The sequence below is a fragment of the Leptospira licerasiae serovar Varillal str. VAR 010 genome (genome assembly GCF_000244755.1).
GTDB lineage: Bacteria > Spirochaetota > Leptospiria > Leptospirales > Leptospiraceae > Leptospira_B > Leptospira_B licerasiae.
In genome coordinates this window covers 80,522-102,797 of the sequence record NZ_AHOO02000014.1, presented here as the reverse complement: position 1 = coordinate 102,797, position 22,276 = coordinate 80,522, and the positions used below count along the sequence as shown (strand labels likewise).

Annotated in this window: 28 protein-coding genes and 2 tRNA genes; 23 read left to right on the top strand and 7 right to left on the bottom strand. The window is 41.2% G+C overall.

Translation table 11 applies throughout. The annotated features are described in order from the left end of the window. Positions 1–26: 26 nt before the first annotated feature. From LEP1GSC185_RS19020 to LEP1GSC185_RS19010, 3 genes are all read left to right on the top strand, one after another. Positions 27–1,301, top strand: coding sequence for an adenylosuccinate synthase (locus LEP1GSC185_RS19020; protein WP_008593070.1), 1,275 nt, complete (start codon positions 27–29; stop codon positions 1,299–1,301). 115 nt (positions 1,302–1,416) lie between these two features. Continuing rightward, a tRNA-Lys gene (locus tag LEP1GSC185_RS19015) sits at positions 1,417–1,489 on the top strand. Between the two features lie 20 nt (positions 1,490–1,509). Next, positions 1,510–1,584 (top strand) — tRNA-Glu (locus LEP1GSC185_RS19010). On the opposite strand, the gene LEP1GSC185_RS19765 is transcribed toward LEP1GSC185_RS19010, so the two are convergent. Both LEP1GSC185_RS19765 and LEP1GSC185_RS19005 read right to left on the bottom strand, forming a co-directional pair. Beyond that, positions 1,563–2,477, bottom strand: a complete 915-nt coding sequence (locus tag LEP1GSC185_RS19765) for a TIGR02757 family protein (protein ID WP_010515969.1) — start codon at positions 2,475–2,477, stop codon at positions 1,563–1,565. The genes LEP1GSC185_RS19010 and LEP1GSC185_RS19765 overlap by 22 nt on opposite strands. A 23-nt stretch (positions 2,478–2,500) precedes the next feature. After that, positions 2,501–3,397 carry a hydroxymethylglutaryl-CoA lyase gene (locus LEP1GSC185_RS19005; protein WP_024864067.1) on the bottom strand — a complete coding sequence of 299 codons (897 nt, stop codon included), beginning with the start codon at positions 3,395–3,397 and terminating at the stop codon, positions 2,501–2,503. A 52-nt stretch (positions 3,398–3,449) separates the two neighbouring features. On the opposite strand from LEP1GSC185_RS19005, the gene LEP1GSC185_RS19000 reads away from it, so the two are divergent. Beyond that, positions 3,450–4,136, top strand: coding sequence for an ABC transporter ATP-binding protein (locus LEP1GSC185_RS19000; RefSeq protein WP_008593112.1), 687 nt, complete (start codon positions 3,450–3,452; stop codon positions 4,134–4,136). A gap of 83 nt (positions 4,137–4,219) precedes the next feature. Here the strand turns inward: LEP1GSC185_RS19000 and LEP1GSC185_RS18995 are convergent, their stop codons facing one another. Together LEP1GSC185_RS18995 and LEP1GSC185_RS18990 are read right to left on the bottom strand one after the other, a co-directional pair. Beyond that, positions 4,220–4,843, bottom strand: a complete 624-nt coding sequence (locus tag LEP1GSC185_RS18995) for a hypothetical protein (RefSeq protein WP_008593432.1) — start codon at positions 4,841–4,843, stop codon at positions 4,220–4,222. A 64-nt stretch (positions 4,844–4,907) separates the two neighbouring features. Beyond that, the gene (locus LEP1GSC185_RS18990; protein ID WP_008597381.1) at positions 4,908–5,951 is read right to left on the bottom strand and encodes a tetratricopeptide repeat protein; all 1,044 of its coding nucleotides are present in this window, start codon (positions 5,949–5,951) and stop codon (positions 4,908–4,910) included. Here LEP1GSC185_RS18990 and LEP1GSC185_RS18985 point away from each other — a divergent pair. The 7 genes from LEP1GSC185_RS18985 to purQ are packed head-to-tail and all read left to right on the top strand — an operon-like array spanning position 5,951 to position 10,916. Next, positions 5,951–6,574, top strand: coding sequence for an ABC transporter ATP-binding protein (locus tag LEP1GSC185_RS18985; RefSeq protein WP_008593452.1), 624 nt, complete (start codon positions 5,951–5,953; stop codon positions 6,572–6,574). The two genes, LEP1GSC185_RS18990 and LEP1GSC185_RS18985, sit on opposite strands and share 1 nt — an antisense overlap. Next, on the top strand, positions 6,571–7,239 hold the full coding sequence (locus tag LEP1GSC185_RS18980) for a heme exporter protein CcmB (protein WP_008593426.1): 669 nt from the start codon (positions 6,571–6,573) through the stop codon (positions 7,237–7,239). The genes LEP1GSC185_RS18985 and LEP1GSC185_RS18980 overlap by 4 nt, the downstream gene beginning before the upstream one ends. A gap of 46 nt (positions 7,240–7,285) precedes the next feature. After that, positions 7,286–7,969, top strand: a complete 684-nt coding sequence (ccsA, locus tag LEP1GSC185_RS18975; RefSeq protein WP_008593412.1) for a cytochrome c biogenesis protein CcsA — start codon at positions 7,286–7,288, stop codon at positions 7,967–7,969. Between the two features lie 52 nt (positions 7,970–8,021). Beyond that, the gene (locus LEP1GSC185_RS18970; RefSeq protein ID WP_008593440.1) at positions 8,022–9,170 is read left to right on the top strand and encodes a PP2C family protein-serine/threonine phosphatase; all 1,149 of its coding nucleotides are present in this window, start codon (positions 8,022–8,024) and stop codon (positions 9,168–9,170) included. Continuing rightward, a complete protein-coding gene (locus LEP1GSC185_RS18965; protein WP_008593229.1) occupies positions 9,167–10,036 on the top strand; it encodes a phosphoribosylaminoimidazolesuccinocarboxamide synthase in 870 nt (289 codons plus the stop codon). The genes LEP1GSC185_RS18970 and LEP1GSC185_RS18965 overlap by 4 nt, the downstream gene beginning before the upstream one ends. After that, a complete protein-coding gene (purS, locus tag LEP1GSC185_RS18960; RefSeq protein WP_008593368.1) occupies positions 10,012–10,260 on the top strand; it encodes a phosphoribosylformylglycinamidine synthase subunit PurS in 249 nt (82 codons plus the stop codon). Before LEP1GSC185_RS18965 ends, purS begins: the two co-directional genes overlap by 25 nt. Further along, on the top strand, positions 10,257–10,916 hold the full coding sequence (gene purQ, locus LEP1GSC185_RS18955; protein WP_008593370.1) for a phosphoribosylformylglycinamidine synthase subunit PurQ: 660 nt from the start codon (positions 10,257–10,259) through the stop codon (positions 10,914–10,916). Before purS ends, purQ begins: the two co-directional genes overlap by 4 nt. On the opposite strand, the gene LEP1GSC185_RS18950 is transcribed toward purQ, so the two are convergent. Continuing rightward, entirely contained in the window at positions 10,913–11,875 is a 963-nt protein-coding gene (locus LEP1GSC185_RS18950; protein ID WP_008593190.1) for a hypothetical protein, read from the bottom strand. The genes purQ and LEP1GSC185_RS18950 overlap by 4 nt on opposite strands. 222 nt (positions 11,876–12,097) lie before the next feature. Here LEP1GSC185_RS18950 and LEP1GSC185_RS18945 point away from each other — a divergent pair, with 222 nt between their 5' ends. The 12 genes from LEP1GSC185_RS18945 (at position 12,098) to LEP1GSC185_RS18890 (ending at position 20,842) form a co-directional block, all read left to right on the top strand. Then, the gene (locus LEP1GSC185_RS18945; protein WP_008593189.1) at positions 12,098–13,342 is read left to right on the top strand and encodes an EAL domain-containing protein; all 1,245 of its coding nucleotides are present in this window, start codon (positions 12,098–12,100) and stop codon (positions 13,340–13,342) included. 78 nt (positions 13,343–13,420) lie between these two features. Next, the gene (gene sufC, locus LEP1GSC185_RS18940; protein WP_008593171.1) at positions 13,421–14,182 is read left to right on the top strand and encodes a Fe-S cluster assembly ATPase SufC; all 762 of its coding nucleotides are present in this window, start codon (positions 13,421–13,423) and stop codon (positions 14,180–14,182) included. A 4-nt stretch (positions 14,183–14,186) separates the two neighbouring features. Continuing rightward, complete coding sequence (locus tag LEP1GSC185_RS18935; protein ID WP_008593343.1) at positions 14,187–15,368, top strand: SufB/SufD family protein; 1,182 nt, start codon at positions 14,187–14,189, stop codon at positions 15,366–15,368. Continuing rightward, entirely contained in the window at positions 15,368–15,682 is a 315-nt protein-coding gene (locus LEP1GSC185_RS18930) for a Rieske (2Fe-2S) protein (RefSeq protein WP_008593389.1), read from the top strand. Before LEP1GSC185_RS18935 ends, LEP1GSC185_RS18930 begins: the two co-directional genes overlap by 1 nt. A 27-nt stretch (positions 15,683–15,709) precedes the next feature. Then, the gene (locus LEP1GSC185_RS18925) at positions 15,710–16,951 is read left to right on the top strand and encodes a cysteine desulfurase (protein ID WP_008593404.1); all 1,242 of its coding nucleotides are present in this window, start codon (positions 15,710–15,712) and stop codon (positions 16,949–16,951) included. Then, positions 16,935–17,360 (top strand): Fe-S cluster assembly sulfur transfer protein SufU, encoded by a 426-nt coding sequence (gene sufU / locus LEP1GSC185_RS18920; RefSeq protein WP_008593422.1) that lies wholly within the window; start codon positions 16,935–16,937, stop codon positions 17,358–17,360. Before LEP1GSC185_RS18925 ends, sufU begins: the two co-directional genes overlap by 17 nt. Positions 17,361–17,364: 4 nt before the next feature. After that, entirely contained in the window at positions 17,365–17,715 is a 351-nt protein-coding gene (locus LEP1GSC185_RS18915) for a type II toxin-antitoxin system Phd/YefM family antitoxin (protein ID WP_010515965.1), read from the top strand. Continuing rightward, positions 17,716–18,153: a PIN domain-containing protein gene (locus tag LEP1GSC185_RS18910; RefSeq protein WP_008593074.1), complete on the top strand. Its 438-nt coding sequence runs from the start codon at positions 17,716–17,718 to the stop codon at positions 18,151–18,153. 95 nt (positions 18,154–18,248) lie between these two features. Further along, the gene (locus LEP1GSC185_RS18905; RefSeq protein ID WP_008593344.1) at positions 18,249–19,079 is read left to right on the top strand and encodes an AraC family transcriptional regulator; all 831 of its coding nucleotides are present in this window, start codon (positions 18,249–18,251) and stop codon (positions 19,077–19,079) included. Beyond that, complete coding sequence (locus LEP1GSC185_RS18900; protein WP_008593415.1) at positions 19,058–19,267, top strand: helix-hairpin-helix domain-containing protein; 210 nt, start codon at positions 19,058–19,060, stop codon at positions 19,265–19,267. Before LEP1GSC185_RS18905 ends, LEP1GSC185_RS18900 begins: the two co-directional genes overlap by 22 nt. A 22-nt stretch (positions 19,268–19,289) precedes the next feature. Further along, positions 19,290–20,444 (top strand): chromate efflux transporter, encoded by a 1,155-nt coding sequence (gene chrA / locus LEP1GSC185_RS18895; RefSeq protein WP_008593203.1) that lies wholly within the window; start codon positions 19,290–19,292, stop codon positions 20,442–20,444. Positions 20,445–20,509: 65 nt separating this feature from the next. Then, the gene (locus LEP1GSC185_RS18890; protein WP_008593331.1) at positions 20,510–20,842 is read left to right on the top strand and encodes a metal-sulfur cluster assembly factor; all 333 of its coding nucleotides are present in this window, start codon (positions 20,510–20,512) and stop codon (positions 20,840–20,842) included. On the opposite strand, the gene LEP1GSC185_RS18885 is transcribed toward LEP1GSC185_RS18890, so the two are convergent. Together LEP1GSC185_RS18885 and modA are read right to left on the bottom strand one after the other, a co-directional pair. Next, positions 20,839–21,510 (bottom strand): ATP-binding cassette domain-containing protein, encoded by a 672-nt coding sequence (locus tag LEP1GSC185_RS18885; protein ID WP_008593158.1) that lies wholly within the window; start codon positions 21,508–21,510, stop codon positions 20,839–20,841. The genes LEP1GSC185_RS18890 and LEP1GSC185_RS18885 overlap by 4 nt on opposite strands. Next, positions 21,510–22,274, bottom strand: coding sequence for a molybdate ABC transporter substrate-binding protein (gene modA, locus LEP1GSC185_RS18880; protein WP_008593314.1), 765 nt, complete (start codon positions 22,272–22,274; stop codon positions 21,510–21,512). The genes LEP1GSC185_RS18885 and modA overlap by 1 nt, the downstream gene beginning before the upstream one ends. Between the last annotated feature and the right edge of the window lie 2 nt (positions 22,275–22,276).

The following is a 22,276-nucleotide window of genomic DNA, read 5'->3' as shown; positions in this document are numbered from 1 at the left end:
AAGAAACAGGAATTAAGGAATAATCAATGCCCGCAACATTAGTGGTCGGAACCCAATGGGGTGACGAAGGGAAAGCAAAAGTAATCGATTACCTTTCCAAAGATACGGATATTATAGTACGTTACCAAGGCGGAGCCAATGCTGGGCATACAGTTGTGGTTCATGGCAAAAAATATGTGTTTCACTTGGTGCCTTCCGGGATCATTTACGACCAAACCGTTTGTGTGATCGGTAACGGAGTCGTTTTAGATCCGACATTCTTTATAGAAGAATGTGATAAACTACAGGCGGAAGGATTTCCTGTTTATGAAAAACTTCTGATCAGCGATGCATGCCATCTTCTTTTCCCATTCCATGGATTGATAGATTCTGCAAGAGAAAGTGCCTGCGCTCCTGATCGTAAGATCGGAACCACCAAAAAAGGGATCGGTATCTGTTATGCGGATAAAATGATGAGGATCGGTCTAAGAGTAGGGGATCTTCTCGAAAACGATTTCGAAACCAGACTACAACATCTGGTGGACGAGAAAAACAGAGAGCTTGTAAAACTCTACGACGTAGAAGAGATTTCCGCAAAAGAAATCTTAGAGAATGTAAAACATTTCTATTCCAAGATCCAAAAGAAGATCATCAACACTCCTTATTATTTGGAATCTCAATTAAAAGCAGGCAAAAAAGTACTCTTAGAAGGTGCGCAAGGAACCGGACTTGATGTTGATTTCGGTACTTATCCTTATGTAACCAGTTCCAATCCTACTACTGGTGGAGCATTCATCGGATCCGGGATTGCATTCCATCATTTAAAAAGTGTGATCGGAATTACAAAAGCTTATACCACAAGAGTAGGAGAAGGTCCTTTCCCTACGGAACTTCACGGAGAAGAAGGAGAACAACTCAGGACTTTAGGTGCCGAATACGGCGCTACTACCGGAAGACCTAGACGTTGCGGCTGGTTCGATACGGAAGTTCTTAGACATGCAGTTCGTATTAACGGACTTACATCCATCGCACTCACTAAGATAGATGTTCTGTCCGCCTACGATAAAATTCCTGTGGCGGTAGCTTACGAAAGGAACGGCAAAAAATTGGACTGTTTCCCTTCTCAAGGACTGGACCAAGTAAAAGTGATCTACGAAGAATTCCCTGGTTGGAAAACAGACATCACTGGGATCGGAGAATTCGACAAACTTCCTTCTGCTTGTAAGGATTATATCCGTGCTTTGGAAAAACTGATAGGAGTTCGTATAGATTTGATCTCTACAGGACCGGACAGAAAAGATACGATCGCTTCCGGATTTTAAGATCGGACAAAGTTTTTTCGGATTTTTTTGCGTTTAGAATCTTCTCGAAACTAGTAAAAAACTATATGAAATTCGTTTGACCAGAGAGGGTCGAAAAATATCGTGTTCTTACGTCGAGTCGTTAGCTCAGTCGGTAGAGCATCTCACTTTTAATGAGAGGGTCTTGGGTTCGAATCCCAAACGACTCAAGGCTTGAGCTAAATAAAACGCCGCCATCGTCTAGTGGTTAGGACACCAGGTTTTCATCCTGGTAACCGGAGTTCAATTCTCCGTGGCGGTACCAACTTTCTTCTTTTTTTTCCCGTAAATCTTACAAACTTCTTTTAGATCGCAAGACTCGCATAGTTCGGCGATATAAACACTTTTGCATTTGCGCAAGATCCCAAGCCTACAAAGAGCGAAGTCCATTCTCAACGGATCTTCGGGATAAAACTTTTGGAAATAGTCTGTGACCTCCCTTGATTTTTTGAGATCGGAAGTCCTTCTTTCGGTAATTCCCAAAATATTGGAAAGACGATTTATATGAGTATCTAACGGAAATAATAACTCCGAGGTTTGGATCCGTTTGTATAGTCCCAGATCAGGCTCTTCTTTACGGACCATCCATCTTAGGAACATACAATAACGTTTATGTGCAGATTTTGGATTTCCGAGTCCGATCAAAAAACCAAGTCCGTAGGACTTCCAACCTGGATCTAAGTCCTCTAAAATTTCGGAAAGTCTGGATTGGAAACCGTAGATCCTTTTTTCTAAACCTGCATCCTTTGGATGGACCGGACTAAACCAGGATTCTAAAAACTTCTCTCCTGATTTTTCAATTTCCAGATAGGCAAGTCGGATCGCTTGCAAGAATAAAAGAATGTCCTTTTCTTTTTGGAAACGATAAGATCCTAGTTTATTTTTCCAAATTTTGGTGCCATGATTGAGTAAATATTGTTTGGGGTGTTTACCCATCGGTTCCAGAAGTCTAGAGAGAAAGCCTCGGATCGCAGTCACATTCCCGTAGGCAAATAATGCCGATAGAAGTCCTACAAACTCCCTATCTTCCGGAGAGTCGTATAGATAACATAAGAATAAAGGATCGGAATCTAAAAATTCAGGTTTGGTATAGTTTTTATAGAGAAGATCGAAACTTTTTTTCAGATCTTTCTCTTTGAGGACGGAAGAAGGGGGCATATTTTGCTCTTAGCGACTTCTAATTAAGAAGCCGCTTTTGCTTTTAATGCGATATAGGAACGAGAAGCTAGTTTTCTTTGTAAGATACCTTCCATAAATGCGGAAGCTTCCAATAATTTGGAAAGATCTATCCCCGTTTGTATTCCTGATTTGTGGAAGAAGTAAACTAAATCCTCTGTGGCTAAGTTCCCGGAAGCGCCTTTTGCATAAGGACATCCGCCCAAACCACCGGAAGAAGAATCGAAAGATCGAATTCCTAACTCATAGGATTTCTGGACATTGGAGATCGCCATCCCGTAGGTATCATGAAAATGCCCCGCAAATTTTTCCGCAGGGATTTCTTTCAGAAGAATATCCAACAATTTTTCCACTTCTGCAGGAACCGCAGTGCCGATCGTTTCTCCCAAAGAGATCTCGTAAGCTCCTTGGTCCAAAAGTATTTTAGAAACTTCTAAAACTTTTTTCGGATCGATCTTTCCTTCGTAAGGACAATCGATTACTGTAGAAACATAACCTCTTACTAATATTCCATCCTTCTTTGCTTCTGCAAAAATTTCCTTAAAACCGTCTATGGATTCTTGGATGGTCCGATTGATATTCTTTTTTGTGAACGATTCGGACGCAGCGGTGAATACCGCCACTTCTTTAAATCCGGAAGAGATTGCGGCTTGGTATCCTTTTAAATTCGGAGTGAGTGCGCTAAAGTGAACATCTCCATTCAAATTTAAAGATGCGGAGAGTTCTTTTGCATCTCCGAGTTGAGGGATGTTTTCTTTTCTTACGAAAGAAGTGGCTTCTATATGTTTTAGGCCCGCTTCGACAAGCTTCTGTATATATAGTAATTTATCCTCTGTGGGGACCTCCAACTTTTCGTTTTGAAGTCCATCTCTTGGTCCTACTTCCGTAATTTTCAAACTCATTTCTTTAAGGGATTGGTTGTCAGAATTCTAAGCAAGCACTAAACCGGTATCCGTGTCCGAGAAAAAAGAACCGATCGTCGTTCTGGAAGAAGTTTCCCTATCTTCTTCCGAAAGAACCTACTTGTCCGGGGTAAATCTGCAAGTAGAAGCAGGAGAATTTCTCGGTATTTTGGGCCGTTCCGGTTCCGGAAAGTCCACACTCTTACGACTAATATTAGACCTTCCGATCCCTTCTTCTTGGAAAAAAACAGGAAGCATTCAGATTTTTGGGAAATCCAGAAAAGATATCCCAGCCAGATGGATCCAGCCCGTTTTCCAAGATCCTGTTTTGGGTTTTAATCCAATGTGGACTTTGGAAAAAAGTTTAAGAGAACCATTACAATTATTCAAAGAAGAAAACTTGTACGAATCTTTGTTGGAAAAGTGGATACCTATCTTGGGATTAGAAGGAAAGGATAGAAATCGTCTTCCTTCTTTTTTTTCAGGAGGGGAGCTGCAAAGATTTTCTCTTCTTCGCGCGTTACTTTGTCGTCCTAAAATTTTATGTTTGGATGAAGCTACTTCCGCTTTAGATCCTATCTTGAATCATCAGGTATTGCAGGCTCTTTCTGATTTGAACAAGAGAGAAGGTGTTACCATTCTTTGGGTGACGCACAATATTAAATCCGCGAAAAAGTTTTGTTCTAGAGTTGTGGAGATGGAGAGTCTAAATTCTTCTTCTGCCGCTGCAGCAAATTGATTCGTTTGAACGGACCTTCTGCCAATAAAAAACCCCAAGGTAAGCACCTCGGGGTCTCAACAAAACTAGATCGAAAGAGTTTTTTAGAACTCGATATGATACAAGTTTTTGCGGTCTTTTTTGTCCTTATACAAAGCTAATAGAATGTCTATCCGGTAAATGGAAGAACGAAGACTTGCTTCTAACAATCGGAGAGCTTTGATCTGGTTTTCGAGAGACATCTCGTTGAGTCTGGTTATTTCGGTTTTTTCAAAAACCTCATGAGTAACCTCGCTCGATTTTAAATCTGTCGGTTTGAAGACTATTTTTTTATTCTCGAACATCACCTCGTAGTAGATCCTTTTACTTTCGGATGCTAGAGTGATATCGGATACCTTTCCGCTGTTGAACTGGAAGGTAATGTACTTGAGCAAATTGCTTTCGTAACCGTCCTGAACTTGGAAAGGAATGTCTTCCGTGACAATGGTTTGGCGTTTCTCATACTTCGGCATCAGGACCACGAGAATATCGTGTTTGCGCTCCAAGTCTTTTAATCTTTCGTTGATCGTTGCTTCTAGACCTACGATGATTTTTTTAAGGGACTTGGTGTACTCGCTGGTTTCGTCCTGAAATACGTCCGCCTCGTTGACCTTTTGTTTTTGTTGGGCCAATAGTGGTACGAAGAAGAAGAGGGTCGCCAAAGCGAAAAGCCTGGTTTGGTTTTTCATTGGATCCTCCGTCTGTAAAATTGGACGAATTATTTTGATTTGCCAAGTCTTTTTCGGGTTTAGGTTATTGTCCCTCTTTCTCAGCTTCCTCGTCTGCGGCCTTGATCTCTGCGAATCTTTTTGCCAGGTCCCTTCTTCTTTCTATTATTTTCAGGGAAAATTCGGTAAAGAATGGGTCGTTGGGGAATTTTAATAACTCCTCATATTCTTTGGCAGCCGTGACATAATCGCCTATCTTACTCGCCGTCTCCGCAAAATAAAAATGGAATTTTTTATTATAAGGTCTCTTCTTTCCTTGGTCGTCATACAGGTCGGTATTTCTGAATATCTTATAGGCATAGTAATCTCTGCCCCCCATGATCTCCAAACGGGCTAGTCCTAATTTGGCATCCGGGCTGTTCTGGTCTATGGATAACGCTTTTTTAATATAGATCTGGGCCCTATTCTTCAGATCCGTTCTGATATAATGTTCCGCAAGTAGCACCAATGCCTCTGTCTGGAATTGATTCAATTCGACCGCTTTTTTATAATATATAACCGCTTGGATCTGTTCGTTCAGAAGTTCATAAAGTACTCCCAAATGTATATAAGTCCTGTAATATTTAGGGACTTCTGCAATCGCGTATTCGTACTGAAAGATCGCTTTTTGGTATTTTTTTTCTATATGATAGGCTCTTCCTAAATTATATCTAAAAGCGAAGAAGGAAGGGTCGAATCTCATCCCTGCTTCCAGCATGGAGATCGCCTTTTCTCTTTTTTTAGGATCTGCCGACTGCAATAGTCCTACCGCTTCATTGTTAAAGATACCGCAGTTTACTATCTGTTTTCCTTCGTATTCGAAACTTGCTTTAGATGGGGGAGGGGCGCCTTTCCAATGTCTGCCTGCCGCTACTATAAAGTCCTGCTCTGAACGTGCCAAGCTTCCATCTTGATAAAACTCAGGATCTAAAAAATCATTCTCTCCCCAGAGTATACCTGCGTATTCCGAATCTCCTATTTTGAATTGTGCAAAGGCAATATTAGGAAAGATCAAGAATAAGAATATGCAGAGTGACTTGGCAAAATTTAAGCCTTGTAAATACTCTTTTAAAAGGGAAATTGTCCTCATTGGTCTCATCACAAACATCGATCCCAGTATTGGAATGTTCCGGCCTATCGTACAGTATCGGACGAAAATCGGTTTTAAAGAACGTTTCCTTCTCCGTTTTTCGGAACGAAGTTTTATTTGTAAGGGGAATGAACGGCTCAGGAAAGACTACTTTACTTAAGTCTATCCTGCAACACGATAAATTCAGGGATCAGATCAAATTCCCTTCTTCCAAGTCTACGCAACTTTCCTATCTAGGCCATGATCTTGGTTTATATACCACTTTAAGTCTTGAGGAAAATCTGGAATATTTCAGAGGGATTGCAGGGGATTGCCGTCCTGAGGACCAGATTATTTCCTGGTTAAAGGATTTTCGTCTTTGGCAAAGAAGGAAAGATCCAGTTTCTTCTTTTTCCCGAGGAATGAAACAAAAGGCAGCATTGGTGCGGGCTCTTTTGCCTAACGTGGATCTTTATCTTTTGGACGAACCTTTGACCGCTTTGGATAGCGAAGGAGAATCCAAGGCAAGAACGGTTTTAGAGAATGTTCTGGATACTTCTTCTATTATCATGGTGACCCACGATCCTAATTTCAATTTAAATGCAAAGTCCAGACTTTTGGAATTGGGAGAAAATCCCAAATGAAAGCGATTTTAGCTCTGATCCGAAAAGAGTTCCGGCTTTTAGGAAAAGCAAGTAACGGGATACTTTCTTTACTCGTTTTAGTTTCCGCAATGGTGTTTTTATTCCATTATGCTTTAGAGAGGAACGGCAAAATAGATCTGATCGCTCTTATAGGATTAAAATGGGCTATTCTATTTGTCGCCTCATTCGTATTAGTCGGTCAGTTTACTTGGGAAGAGAGGGAGGCCGGCGGTGGAACCGCAAGTAGGCTGTTCATTTCTCCTTGGGTTTTATATTTTTCTAAATCGATTTTAGTATTTATCGCGTTGTGTGCTGCAGCTATTTATCTGATGGGGCTTTTTGCGTTGATGTTCTCCGCATTCCCCGCTGACATAAACGAATTCGGAAGACAGATAGTATTCTTCTTTCCTGGTCTATTATGCCTTTCCTTTTTAGGAGTTTGTCTTTCCCATATCAGTTTATCTTCTCGTCTGAAAGAGATACTTCTTCCATTACTTTTAGTACCTCTTTCTATTCCGGTTTTTTTATACGGAATGGAAGCGGAGAGAAAATTTATCTCCCAACCTTTTTCCGCCTTGGTAGGTTCTTTTTGTCTAATTTTGGCGTTCTCTGTTTTTTACGGTTCCATGGGCGCACTTCTGGTAGAAATGACTTCCGACGAATAGGATTCTTGTTGATACAAATTGCGGATACCTGCACACTTCCAAGCGTATGAATATTCGCCTCCTGCATCCCGCCTGGGACTGGATACTCTCTCTTTTGTTTTTATCGATTTTTCCGTTTGCAGTGCTTCTGGGTTTGTATTACCCGAATGTGATCTTAGAACAGGGGATCTCCCACAGGATTTTTTATTTCCATGTGCCTGTGGCTTGGGTTGCTTTATATGGTCCCGGAATTTCCTCCATTTGTGCGATCGCTTACCTGGTAACTAAAAATAGGATCTGGGATACACTTTCACTTTCCGCAAATAAGATCTCTCTTTTGTTTGCGATCGGTGTTTTATTTTCAGGGCCGATCTGGGCGTACTTGGCTTGGGGAACTCCTTGGGATACGACCGATGCACGTTTAAATTCGTTTTTCGTTTTAGTACTTAGCCTTGTGGCGTATTTTCTATTGCGGTTTTTAGTTCTCGATCAAACTAAAAAGTATATCTTCTCCGCTTTTTTAAGTTTGTTTTGCAGTGTGAATGCGATCTTGACCTGGGGAGCCATTCGCTGGATGGACAATCCTGGAAATCACCCTTCTTCCGTGTTGGGAAAAAAAGGGATGGATCCGGATATGAGGATTTCTTTTTGGATAGGGATCTTAGCCTATCATATACTTTTTTTGATCTTATACAGGATAGTCTATCGTTTGGATAAGATCAAAGCGGTGAGAGAAGAATTGTTGGATTGAAAAATTCACTCAATTTTATAAAATACGAATTTTGTAATGATAGGGATGGATCGTGGATAGAGAGAAGCAAGAAAGCCAATTGAATTATTCCGACTATTCTATCCTTGCGGTCGACGATTCGGATATTAATCTTAAACTTTTAGTTCATACTTTAAAACCTCTGGGATTCCAAGTTTTCACCGCGATGAATACGGAAGAGGCGCGCACACTTCTCGCGACCAACCAGGTAGATGTACTTCTTTTAGATGTGAGTATGCCTGGCCAGGATGGATTTTCTTTTTGTAAAGAATTGAGAGAGATAGATAGATTTAATCTTCTTCCGATACTTTTTATTACGGCTTATAATAGGGAGTTGGGATTCGACGAGGCGATCGCCCACGGAGGAGACGACTTTCTTCATAAACCTTTCCAACCGAAAGAATTGGTCGCAAAGATCAGGGCATTTATTCGGATCAAAAATCTCCAGGACGAACTTTTACAACAAAAGAAAAAGTACGAAAAAGAACTAGTGATGGCAAGAAGGGTGCAACAGGAGCTTGTTCCCGAAAAACAATTGGAATGGAACGGCTTCAAAGTGAATTCGGTCTTCCATCCTTTAATGCAGATCGGCGGTGATTTTATAGACGCATGGATCGAAGAGGACAAACTTCATGTCTTTATTGCGGATTGTTCCGGTCATGGTCCTTCTGCAGCACTTCTTTCCGCAATGGTAAAGATGCAGGTCTCCAATTTAGGAAGAAGTAATACTCTTATCGAAAAAGTAAAAACTCTTAGACAACAATTGGAAAAGATACTGCCTGAAGATTTTTCCATCACATTCTTTTACGGTATCTTGGATAAAAAAGGCAATTTCGAATACGCGAATGGAGGTCATCCTCCTCCGTTGCTTTACCATAATGGTAATGTCGATGAATTGCCAGGTATGGGACCTCTTATCATTCCGATAGAACTTGGAACAGAAGATGAGTTTAGATCCGTAGTCTTGGAAAAAGGCGCTTCTCTATTACTTTACACGGACGGGGCCACTGAAATAACGGATGAGAACTATAATATTTTGGGCGAAGAAAGTCTGAAGAAGATCCTGAAAGATGCCGTGGAATCCAAGGAAGATATACTGAATTTTTCTCTGGAAAAGATATTGGCACATTCGGGGAACATGACCCACGACGATGATATCGCTCTCATGGTTATCCAAGGATGAGCGAACTCCCGAAACCTTCTTATATTGGCAAAGTCAGAGACGTATACGATTTAGGAAATTCCCTGATATTATCTTCTACGGATAGGATCTCTGCATTCGATGTGGTGTTCCGTCAGATCGTTCCTGGCAAAGGAAAAGTTTTAAATAAGATCTCCGCAGAATGGTTCTCCTACTTTAAGGATATTCCGAATCATATTATAGAGACCGATGTTTCTAAATTCCCTTCTCCATTTAAAGATCATCCTGATTTAAAAGATCGTTCTGTCTTAGTCAAAAAATGTAAGCGGATCGATTTTGAATGTGTGGTGCGAGGTTATCTTTCCGGTTCCGGTTGGAAGGAATACAAACAAGAAGGCACACTTGCTTTTAAAAAACTTCCTCCCGGTTTGCAAGAATCCGAAAAACTGCCGGAGCCTGCTTTTACTCCCGCGATCAAGAATGATACAGGACACGATGAGAATATCTCCGAAGAGAGAATGAAAAATGAGATCGGGTCCGAACTCTTCTCTATTTTGAAGGAAAAATCGATTTCCCTCTATACCAGGGCCGCTGAACTGGTAGCTGGGGCCGGGATTTTGCTCTGTGATACCAAATTCGAATTCGGAATTTGGGAAGATAAGGTCATCTTGATCGATGAGATTTTGACCCCCGATTCTTCCCGTTATTGGGCTAAAGAATCTTACATTATCGGGACCACACCTCCCAGCATGGACAAACAGATCTTACGGAATTATCTGGAAAAGTCCGGTTGGAACAAGGTTCCCCCTCCTCCGGATTTGCCGGAGAGTCTGATTGTGGAATTACAAGCGGCATATAAGGAAATACAGGATCGACTATTAAAATGTTTATCGCAAGAATCAATGTAACTCTAAAAGAATCAGTTCTCGATCCTCAAGGGAACACTGTAAAGTCTACTCTACAAGAACTGGGCGAAAAATCGGTCCAAGACGTTAGGGTCGGAAAATATATCGAAGTAAAATTGGACTCTCCCGATCTCGAAACTGCAAAGAAAACAGTGGCGAACCTCTGCGAAAAACTATTAGTAAATCATGTGATTGAAACATATCGTTCGGAGATTGTAACGGAATGAAAGCTGCGGTAGTCACTTTTCCAGGTTCTAATTGTGATAACGATATCGTAAGAGTTCTGTCCGAATTCTATTCCGCGAAAGTGGACAAGGTTTGGCATAAAGACCAATTCTCCGAAAAATACGATCTGGTCATTCTTCCAGGCGGATTCTCTTACGGAGATTATCTTAGATCCGGAGCAATGGCTCCTTTTTCTCCCGTAATGAAATCGGTAAAAGAACATACCGATCGTGGCGGAAAATTATTCGGGATCTGCAACGGATTCCAAATTTTAGCGGAAGCAGGTTATCTTCCAGGCGCATTAATACGTAACAGAAATCTAAAATATGTCTGCAGGACCATCGGTCTTAAAAAAGCGTCTAACGCAAATAAGATCAGCGGAAGTTTAGCGGATGATCAGATTTTACGAGTTCCGGTGGCTCATGGAGACGGATGTTACTTTGCCTCCGCAGAGATCCGCAAACAATTGAAAGACGAAGGTCGTATTCTATTTCTATACGCAGGTGATAATCCGAACGGGAGTTTGGACGATATTGCCGGGATCTGTTCTCCGGATTTTAAAGTGGCAGGAATGATGCCACACCCGGAAAGAGCAATGAATCCGATCACCGGCGAGATGGACGGCAAAACAGTCTTAGATCTTCTGATCGCTTCTTAATTCTGGATCTTTTCTAAAATCGCAATTCCGTCAGAGACCTTTTCCTTTTTGGATTTGGTCTTTATCCATCCCGAAACAGTATATAATGTTTTGATAAACTTTTCCGTTCCTAAGTTTTTGGGACGGGAGAAACTTGCTTCTATCTCTGGTTCTAATTCCAGTTCCAATTTGGAATTTTGGTCTTGGATGATCTTACGTTTTCCATTGCCGGACCAGACTGCATTTCCTAGATCGGAAACTTCTCCATTGGTCCAGGCAAGGATCTCATCTTCCAAATAAAGATGGATCTTCTTTTTTGCGGAAACATTCAGATAGATCCTATTTTCTAAAGGAAATGCATCGGCTCCGTAACCCTTACCAACCGTATAAGACAGAAGTCCGTTTTCTAAAGAAGCGGATAGATCGTTCCATGCAAGCTGGCCTTCTACCCTCAAATCGGGAGAGTGGTTTTTAAAGATCCAATCTTTGCCGGAAGGAGAAATTTGAGTGAACCAATTTCCATTATTCTTTTCTCCCGTATAAGCCAGCGCATCCAATTGGAAGTTCAGATTTTTTTCCCAGATAGCCGAATGTGTGTAACCCTGACGGATATTATCATCCAATCTGAAATTGAATCTTTTGTCCGATTTGGTAAAACTCCAATAACCGTTCTTAAAACTTCCTTGGTGAATAAAAGAAGAAGTTCCACTCTCTAAAAGAGAGATCTCCTGCAAATTTCCAGTATCTCTATTCCAGAGCAGAAGATTTGCACCCGATTTGAATTTGGTCGCATAGATCCTGAGTTCCAAAAAGATCTTTTCGCTCAGTATATCTACAAGGACAGAGTCTACAGATCTGAATTTTGAAAAAAGTCCTGCATCGTATTCTTTGGAATTATCGATCTGCACCGGACCGAAATATTTTCCAAACATAGGTTCTAATGTGGAAGGGTGAAGAATGGAGCCTAAATGTTCTTTCATATGTAGTTCATCTAATCGCGATTAGTCGCCTTTTTTTTCGGATAAGAACCCGGCTGAGACGGGTCTTTGTAACAAAAGAAAACAAATAATTTGCCATAATGTAGGAAAAGAATAAGAAAAAAAGGGGAATTTTCCAAGCTTTCGTCTTCATTCCTAACGCCGTTTCAGGGAAATATGCTTGTGTGTATTCTTCAACCGGATTCTAGTAGTGAGGGAATCTGCATGCTCGCCGAATACGAGTCACAACACATTCTCTCTCTGGGAGAAGGTTATTATACCCCTCATTACCAGCCGATCTTAGACGTCGGAAATCGTAATATTATAGGTTACGAGGTTTTAGGCAGAGTATTTTCTCCCGAATCCAACCAATACCATTCTCTAGGTTATCATTTTCACAATCCTGACACGGATACTGTCCGTTTAGTTCATATCGATCGTATTATTCGCGAAAAAGCGATCAAACATGTGAAAGAAACAGGTCTTAAGACTAAAATTTTCCTGAACATGATGCCGAATTTTCTCTCCATGGTGTACACGGGAGAAGTGTTGGATATCAAACGTCTTCATATTCTTCACCTCATCGATAAATACGATATTAATCCGAACGATCTAGTTTTAGAGATCACTGAGGATAAGTTCGAAGGAAATATTGAAAAACTTTTATATATAGTCAGCCTTTTTAGAGAAAGAGGGATTAAGATCGCAGTGGATGATCTTGGAGTCGGTTTTTCCAATTTGGAGAGGATCGGTTATATACATCCGGATATAATGAAAGTGGACATAAAAATTATGAGAGAGAGTTTGAATAGACGCTCTTTCAAGAATGTCCTTTCTGCAATTTCCGAAATGTCCCAAAGGCTAGGTTCTCAACTTTTATTCGAAGGTGTGGAGAACGAAGAAGAATTGTATCTTGCTCTGTCCATGGGAGCCAATCTTCTGCAAGGTTTTTATTTTTCTCGTCCTGCTTTGGATTTTCAGGATAAAAAACGTTTTAATAAAACTCTCAAGACCTCTCTTGAAAAATTCTCAGGACTAAGGTTCTTGGAGATCCTGGAAAATCTTAGAAAAGAACAATCCTTTCTGGATCAGTTCGTGAATTTATTCAAAGATCTCGAAACTTCTTCCGAAGAAAAGATGACGGAAGCATTGGGTGGGATTCTGGACAAACTTCCTCTGGAGACAACTTCTGTTTTGGTTACCGATATGCATGGTTATCAGGTGACTCCTACTTTCAAGAGAGAAGCATACGATCTTCCTTGGACAAGATTACTTACCGAGGTGGGCAACAACTATGCTTGGAAGCCATTCTTCATCCGCCATAAGGCAGAAACCTACCATTCCAGCAGAGTTTCCGGATTTACGGAACCCTTCCACGATATAGAAACCAAACGTCAATATGTCTTATTCACCCTGAATCTGGGCGAGAATCACGTTCTCATTCTCCGCTTGGACTGGGAATCCTACTGAAGTCCAGACTTCCAAACATCTTTCCTATTGATCTCCGTCTCAGGAATAAAAACATAGTCCTAGGCAGGGGTCCTATACGTGGCGGAACTACTAAAAATTTCGAATCTTCGCGCCGGAGTGGAAACCGAATCCGGTGAAATCCAGGAAATCTTAAAAGGAGTCGACCTCACCATCGGCGAGGGAGAAGTCCATGCCATCATGGGTCCGAACGGATCCGGAAAAAGCACCTTATCAAATGTCATCATGGGTCACCCGAAATATAAGGTGATCTCCGGGGATATACTTTTCAGAGGAGAATCCCTTCTCGAAAAACCGACGGATGAAAGGGCAAGGGCAGGCATCTTCCTTTGCTTTCAATATCCAACTAGCATCCCAGGTGTAACGATCGGAAATTTTTTACGCACTATATTAAAATCGGTCCGAGGCAAGGACTTACCTGTAAAAGAATTCCGTAAAGAACTCAAAGAAGCCACAGCTTTATTAGAAGTTCCTGATACTTGGATCGGAAGATACGTGAACGACGGATTTTCAGGCGGAGAGAAAAAAAGGAATGAGATACTCCAAATGACACTTCTCAAACCTAAACTTTCGGTCCTGGACGAGACTGATTCAGGTTTAGATATAGACGCACTTAGAATTATCAGCGAAGGGATTACTAAAAATAAATCAGCGGACAGGTCCATACTTCTGATCACACATTACCAAAGAATGTTGAACTATGTAACCCCTGACTTCGTTCACGTATTCGCTCAAGGTAAGATCTTGAAAACTGGCGGAAGAGAGCTCGCTCTGGAATTGGAAGAAAAAGGATACGATTGGATCCTAAACGGAGCGAACTAAAGGGATGCTTTTGGCGGAATCCATTTCGGAATATATCAAGGAGAAGAAGGAACCTTCCATTCTTGCCGAATTCCGTATCAGCGCCGAAAAACTATTGAACGCTGCTACATTTCCGGATCCTTCTCTCGAATCCTGGAGGAAGATCAGTCTTTCTAATTTTAAAATTTCTGAATATACTAAAGTTTGTCCGGATTCTTCCGTTTCTGTTTCCGGAGATGTACAAGTCACGAAACTGCAAGATCTTTCTTCCGAGAAACTTTCGGAAGTCCTAAAAAAATTAGAACCTGCAGTTTCCTTTTATTCAAAAGAATGGTTCCCACTTTTCGTATTTTCCAAATTCACTCATGCGTATTATGTTCAGCTAGGTTCCGATCCTTCTTCTTTTCCTGAGATCAAAATCGAATGTAAGAACGGAAATGTAATCCTTCCACTTTTGATCGTGGAAGCGGCTTCGGGAACAAAATCCAATTTTATAGAAAGATGGGAATCTCCTTCCGGAAAAGATCTCGTGCTCATGAACGGAGTTACCGTTCTTTTCACTCCTGCGAATGGGGATTTTAGATATTCCAGTTTGGAAAATCTGGGAGATTCTACTTTTCATTTTAGGGCTACTTACGGGATCCAAGAGAAGGATTCCAAGTTCCATGCGAGTCTTGCTTCTTGGGGCGGATACAAGGGAAAATCATTCTATGATACGAATGTCGCAGGAAAGGGATGTTGGACACGTTATGTGGGCCTTTCTCCTTTGAAGGCAAGAGAATTTCAAGACACCGAAGTCCGTATTCTTCATTCCGAAAGCCATGCGCAAAGTTCCATTTTATATCGCACCGTTGTACGAGAGAAGGCTCACCATGTATTCACTGGAAACCTTCATATACCTTCTCGTTGTAAAGATGTGGGCGCTGTCCAGATCAATAATAACCTTCTACTGGACAGAACTGCAAGAGCGGAATCCATTCCTAAATTGGAAGTATTCGCTGACAGTGTGAAATGCGAGCATGGAGCCACAGTCGGAGAAATAGACGAAGAACAGTTATTTTACTTAGCTTCCCGCGGCATCTCCGAAGAAGAAGCCCGCAAAATGATCGTAGAAGGATTTCTGAACGAAGTTGTTCGAGAATTTCCTTCCGAAACGGTTCGCGAAGAATTATCTTCTATGATAGAATCTAGGATGTTGGGCGAGTAATGGCAGAATTTCAGAAACTTGCAAAACTTTCCGATCTAAAAGAAGGAGAGGTGTTTGTTGCAGAAACCCGTTACCATAGGATAGGATTGACTAAACTAGGGAACGAAATCTGTGCCTTTGCGGATCTTTGCACTCATGATGGAGAGGATATTTCAACGGGAGAATTGGAAGGGGACGTAATTGTTTGTCCAAGGCATTCCGCAAGGTTTAATATCCGCACCGGAAAGGTACTTTGTATGCCTGCGGTGGAAGATTTGCCAGTCTATAAGACAAGAATCGTAGGTGACGAAGTCGAAGTAGAGTTAGAGGATTGACATGGGGAACCGAGGAGAGCAGAAGCTTTGAGTTTTGATCTCGAAAAGATACGCGGAGATTTTCCGATTCTATCTACACAGATGAACGGTAAGCCCTTGGTGTTTCTGGACAGCGCCGCTAGTTCTCAAAAACCAAAGTCTGTTATAGATACGATACGTAAATATTACGAAGCGGAGAATGCGAACATTCACCGTGGAGTATATTATCTTTCCCAAAAGGCCACCGAAAAGTATGAGATGGCCCGCATCAAAACTTCCCGTTTTATCGGGGCTGCCTGCGCAAAAGTAGTTATATTTACCCGTAATACTACCGAATCCATCAACTTAGTCGCTCAATCTTGGGGACGCACCAACATCCACGAGGGCGACGAGATGGTTCTCACTGAATTGGAGCACCATTCTAACTTGGTTCCTTGGCAGATGTTAGCACAGGAAAAACAAGCTGTCTTAAAATTTATCCCTCTCAACCAGGATTCAACTTTGGATCTAAGCAACTTGGACGAGATCATCACAGAGAGAGTAAAGTTAGTCGCTCTTGCTCAGATGTCCAATGTAACCGGCACGATCCACGATCTTTCTGCGATCATTCGTAGAGCGAGAGAAGTCGGAGCAAAAGTGTTGATAGACGGCGCCCAAGGGATCTGTCATCTTCCAACAAACGTTCAAAAAGAAGATTTTGACTTTTACGCATTTTCCGCTCATAAGATGCTCGGACCAACAGGCGTGGGGATTCTTTATGCTAAGGAAGAGATCTTAGATACCATGCCTCCTTGGATGGGTGGGGGAGATATGATCTCCAAGGTTTGGAAAGACAAATCCACTTATGCCGATCTTCCCGCAAGATTAGAAGCCGGAACACCGAATATTTCCGGAGTTATCGGATTCGGAGCGGCTATCGAATATCTGGAATCCATAGGAATGCAGGAGATCAGAAACCACGAGTTGGAACTCCTACAATATGCTTTAGATCGATTGGAAGATTTCGGCGGTTTGGAGCTGTATGGGACAAACGATCTAAGCAAAAGGGGCGGAGTGATCTCCTTTAATTTCCCTGGAGTACATCCGCACGACGTAGGCTCCATTCTGGACGAAGAAGGGATCGCAATCCGTGTGGGACATCATTGCGCCCAGCCGTTTATGGACTTCAAAGGGATCGCAGGCACCTGCCGCGCTTCTTTCTATCTTTATAATACCAAAGAAGACGTAGATTCTCTTTTGGTAGGTCTAAAGAAAGTGAAGGAGATTTTCGGCCGTGTCCTTAAGCGATAGTCTTTACCAAGAAGTACTACTCGATCATTATCAAAATCCAAGACATCACGGAAAGATGGAACATTCCGATCTTCATCAAGAAGGAGTGAATCCCTTATGCGGTGACGAAGTGGAATTATTCCTTAAACTGAATGGGGATATTATCTCCGAGATCAGTTTTGTAGGGAAGGGCTGTTCTATCTCTCAGGCTTCCGCTTCTATGCTGACAGACAGTCTATATGGTAAGACGATCTCCGAAGCAAAATCACTAATACATGAATTTAAAGGAATGCTTTTAGAGGATAAGGTCCCGAATTTTTCGGAAGAATATGAGGATCTAGAATCTATGGAAGCGGTAAAAAAAATTCCGGCACGCATCAAATGTGCAACACTCGCATGGAATACATTGGAAAAGGCGATCGGAAAGTAGGTTTTTGGGGCGAAAAGGGTTGACAAAGGTAGCTACGGTAGCTACTATAAATGGTATGAAAGCGGTAGGGATCAAGGATCTAAAAAATAATCTGAGTAGTTTTCTGGATTTTGTACGAGGTGGGGAGACACTTCTCATTTTGGATAGAAATCATCCTATTGCAGAGATCAAAAAGTTCGACCAAAAATCCGATCTCACCAAACAATATTTGGAAGAAGCAGTGGCTTCTAACTCTATCACCCCTGCTAAAAATCCTAAAGGAATCAATATTCCAAAATCATTATTATTAAATGCTGGAACCAAAACTAAAGTTTCTGCAGCTTGGAAGGAGGTTTACCAAGCGGACAGGGATTAAATGGTCTTATATATAGATACTAGTCTTCTATTAAATATTCTTTATGCAGAAGCCGGTTACCAGGACCATTTGGATTATTTTAACAGATCGGATCTCAAATTCGGTTCTATCTTGCTTGAGATAGAAAGTTTCAGAAGTTTACATTTCACCTATTCTAAAGAAGGCAAAAGCCTCCCTAAAACCTGGTTTAAAGATGCAGAATCTTTTTTGGGAGAATTCATTTCCCAGATCAATTTAAAGAATCTAGATGCTGATATTCGGACAGAGATCCAAAAGAATAAGGAAGTTTTAGAACTTAAATCTTTGGACGCAGCTCATCTCGCGACAGCATTGCATATTCGAAAATCCATCTCTGATGATCTGATTTTATGTTCTATGGACGAAAAATTCAGATCAGTAGCTAAAAAAATGGGCTTCAAATTATATCCTAAAAAATAGATTTAATCCTGCGATTTTTTTCTCAGATCGCAAGAACTATCAAGCACGTATAAAAGTTTAAGTATAGGATTCTGGAAACAGTACCAAGGACTGTAATGGATTTTGTTCAAAAGGCTCTCTGGTTTATAGAAGGTCATTCTAAAGAAAATATTTCTCTTGAAGATGTAGCTAAAAATGCGGGGGTTTCGCCCTTTCATCTCACAAGAACTTTTTCTTTGACCATGGGAGTCTCTTTGATGAGATACTTGAGAGAGCGTCGTTTGAGCGAGGCCGCTAAAACATTGGTGGAAAAAGAATCCAATATTTTAGATCTTGCTTTGGATATCGGTTACGGATCGCACGAAGCATTTACTAGAGCTTTCAAAGATCAGTTTTCAATCACTCCCGAGCAAGTAAAAGCCCAGGGTCATCTTGGTAATGTCAACTTAGTGGAGGCTATTACCTTGAACTCAGAACCAATTCCAAAAATCGATCCACCCAGATTTGAAACTATCCCACCTAGAATGTTCGCTGGCATTGTAGAACATTATGACTGCCAGATGCCCGCAGGAATCCCAAACCAATGGCAAAGTTTCGGAGCTTATCTCGGAAATATTCCTTCTCAAGTAGGAGATGCTGCCTATGGAGTTTGTTACAATTTCGATGCAGAAGGTAATTTCGATTATATGTGTGGGGTAGAAGTTTCCAGTCCTTCCGGCTTACCAAAAGAATTTCAGGTCCTTAAGATCCCTTCTCAGAAATATGCAGTGTTTACTCATAAGGGTCATATCGCCGGTATCAGAGCTACGTTTGCAGCCGCAGGTAAATGGTTCCCGGATTCCGGTGTTAAACCTTTCGAAGGTGCAAACCTGGAACGATATGGGAAAGAATTCAATCCTGTCACAGGAATGGGTGGTTTAGAGATTTGGATCCCAGTAGAGAATTAAATTTTTCGAAAGGCCTTGCTGCACCCGCTCGCAGGGCCTTGGCAAACCAAGGGATCCATTCTTTATTACAATTAACTAAATATTCGGAAGAAGAATTGTTGGAGCTTCACGGGATCGGTAAGAACGCAATCCGAGTCCTGCGTGCAGCTTTGAAAGACATCGGAAAGGATTTGAAACTTTCTTCTTAAAATTTGAAGTTAGTATTTCCGAATGAAGGAAGTATTTTTCACTTTTTTAAAATTAGGTCTGATCTCTTTCGGCGGGCCCACCGCCCATTTAGCTTACTTTTATCAGGAATTTGTAATCCGAAAAAAATGGATCTCCGAGGAGATCTATAAAGAATTACTGGCAGTCTGCCAATTTCTTCCCGGCCCAGCAAGTAGCCAATTGGGGATCTGTATAGGTACTCTTCGTTCCGGCTGGAAAGCAGGCTGTATTGCTTGGGTCGGATTTACCCTTCCTTCTATCTTATTGATGGTCGGTTTTGGTATTTTATTAAAATCGAATATAGTTCCGGATCTAAAATGGGTTCACGGCTTAAAATTGGTGGCGGCTTCGGTTGTAGCCCATGCAATTTTAACCATGTGGAAAAATTCGAAGAGCCATCCTTATAAAATTTATTTGGTGATAGGTTCTGCAATTACAACCTTAGCTTTTTCTGGCGCATTTACTCAATTGATCGTAATTTTAGTTGGAGCAGGCATAGGATTTTTTCTATTTAAGGAAGAATCTGATCTTCCTTACGTTTCCGTTTCTTTTTCGGTCCAGAAAAAGATCGCATTTTCGTGTTTAGGTTTTTTCTTCCTTCTTCTTATATTATTACCTTTGTTAAGATCGTTCACAGGTTGGTTGCCGTTTGGAATTGCAGATTCGTTTTACAGATCAGGTGCTTTGGTTTTTGGAGGAGGGCATGTTGTGCTTCCTTTATTGGAAAACGAAGTAGTAAGACAAGGTTGGATCGGAAAAGAGGAATTTTTAGCGGGATATGGCGCGGCGCAAGCGATGCCCGGTCCTTTATTTACATTCGCCTCTTATTTGGGTTACATGATCTCGGGTACTAGCGGGGCAATCCTTTCCACTGTTTTCATATTTCTTCCATCTTTCTTTCTGGTGTTCGGGTTTTTTCCCCTTTGGGAGAAAATACGAAATTATCCCAAGATGAGAACCGTCATTGATGCCATTCAATTTTCGGCTTTGGGAATTTTATGGTCCGCCTTCTGTACTCCCGTTTTCACTTCCTCCGTATATTCCGCGTATGATCTTTTTGTATTCTGTTCTTTGTTCGCATTGATGGTTTTTCTAAAAATTCCAAACTGGTTGATCTTGATCATAGGCTTAAGTTCTCCCTTTCTAAATCCGTTCTAATCGAAAATAAGAAGGTCCTTAAAATTCTTTACACGAAGTCGCTGTTCCGGTAGACTAATTGTTAGATGCAATTATTAGAACAACCAACTCAAGAGATCGAGAAAAGGGTCTATGCTGAGATCCATAGGGTAGAAGATCCGGAGATCGGGATCTCCGTGGCGGAGTTAGGTCTGATCTATAAGATCCAAGTAGAAGGTGATAAGGCAAAGATCGAAATGACTTATACTTCTATGGCTTGTCCCGCAGGTCCTCAAATGAAGCAAGAGATCCAAGACAACGCCCTTAGGGTAGAAGGGATCAACTCTGTAGAAGTGGAAGTAGTTTGGACACCTAAATGGGACCCTAGAGCTATGGCTTCGGAAGAAGCCAAAATGGATCTTGGGATTTTCGATTATTAAGGACGATTGCTGACGATTTTTCCGTCTTCCATATAAAGAGCGTTAGTCCCGAAATATTCCAGATCTTTTGGATCGTGAGAGATCAAAAGAATGGGCATATTGATCTTCTCTCTTAGACTTTTTAACTCTTCTCTCATCTTTTGTCTTAGGTCCGTATGAAGCGCCGTAAATGGCTCATCTAAAAGTAAAATTTTAGGATCTCTGGCGAGCGCTCTTGCAATCGCCACTCTTTGTTTTTGTCCGCCAGATAGATGTTTCGGATAACTTTCCGAAGTTTCCTCTATCTCGAATAAATTCATCAAATAAGAAACAGTTTCCTTGTTTTTTTTACTCAAAGTGCGAAAGAAACCGTTTAATCCAAATTCAATATTTTTTCTGGCTGTTAAATGAGGAAAGAGCCCATAACTTTGGGGAACATATCCTAAATTTCTTTTTTGAGGGGGAATATATTTTTTAAAAGAAGAATCGAAATATACTATGTTTTCGAAAGATATCTTTCCCGAATCCGGTTTTAATAAACCGGCTAATGCACGTAAGGTGAGACTTTTTCCCGCTCCAGAAGGACCGTACAATACCTGAAATTCTCCCGAAAATTCAAACCGCACATCCAGCTCGAATTTTCGATTTCCATCGGAAAGTTTTTTTCGGATATCTACGGTTAAAGACATTAAGGAAGTATAAACTTATATTTTAGGAATGTTTCTTTTGCTTCCGGAGATCTTTTTAAGAATTCCAGAAATGATTTTGCTTCTTCCGGATTTTTGGTTCCGGTCACTAAAATTCCCGGATATAAGATAGGTCTGTGTCCGCTTAAGGTCAACGAAACCTTAACCTTAGATTCTGCGACGGCAGCATCTGTGATGTATACGAATCCGGCTTCTACTTCTTCTCTTCCCACATAGTCCAATACCTGCCTTACGTTTTCTGCAGGGATGAATTTTTCTTTCAGAGAAATGTTTAAATGATTTTTGGCCAAAACTTCTTCGGCGTATTTTCCTGCCGGCACAGAACTTGGATTTCCGATCGCAATCTTTTTGATCTCAGACGATTGTAAGTCTTCTAATTTTTTGATTTTAAGTTTGCTGCTCTTAGGTTGGATGAGTACCAAAGTATTTTTGAGCAACATCGCTTTTGAAGAAGATTCTAAAACCTTTGCCTTGATCCCTTTGTCTACGATGTCTTGGTCTGCAGAAATAAAAACATCTACAGGTGCTCCTTTTTCGATCTGTTGGTATAAACTTCCCGAAGATCCGAAATTAAATACCGCTTTGATCCCTGTTTTCTGTTTGAATGTTGTTCCAAGTTCTTTGAGCACATCGGTTAAGCTAGAAGCGGCGGAGATTGTGATCTCTTTTTCCTCTTCTTGAGTGTAAGAAGGGAACTGGATGAGCAGAAGTAAAAAAGGAAGTAAAATATATATTCTTTTGATCATTC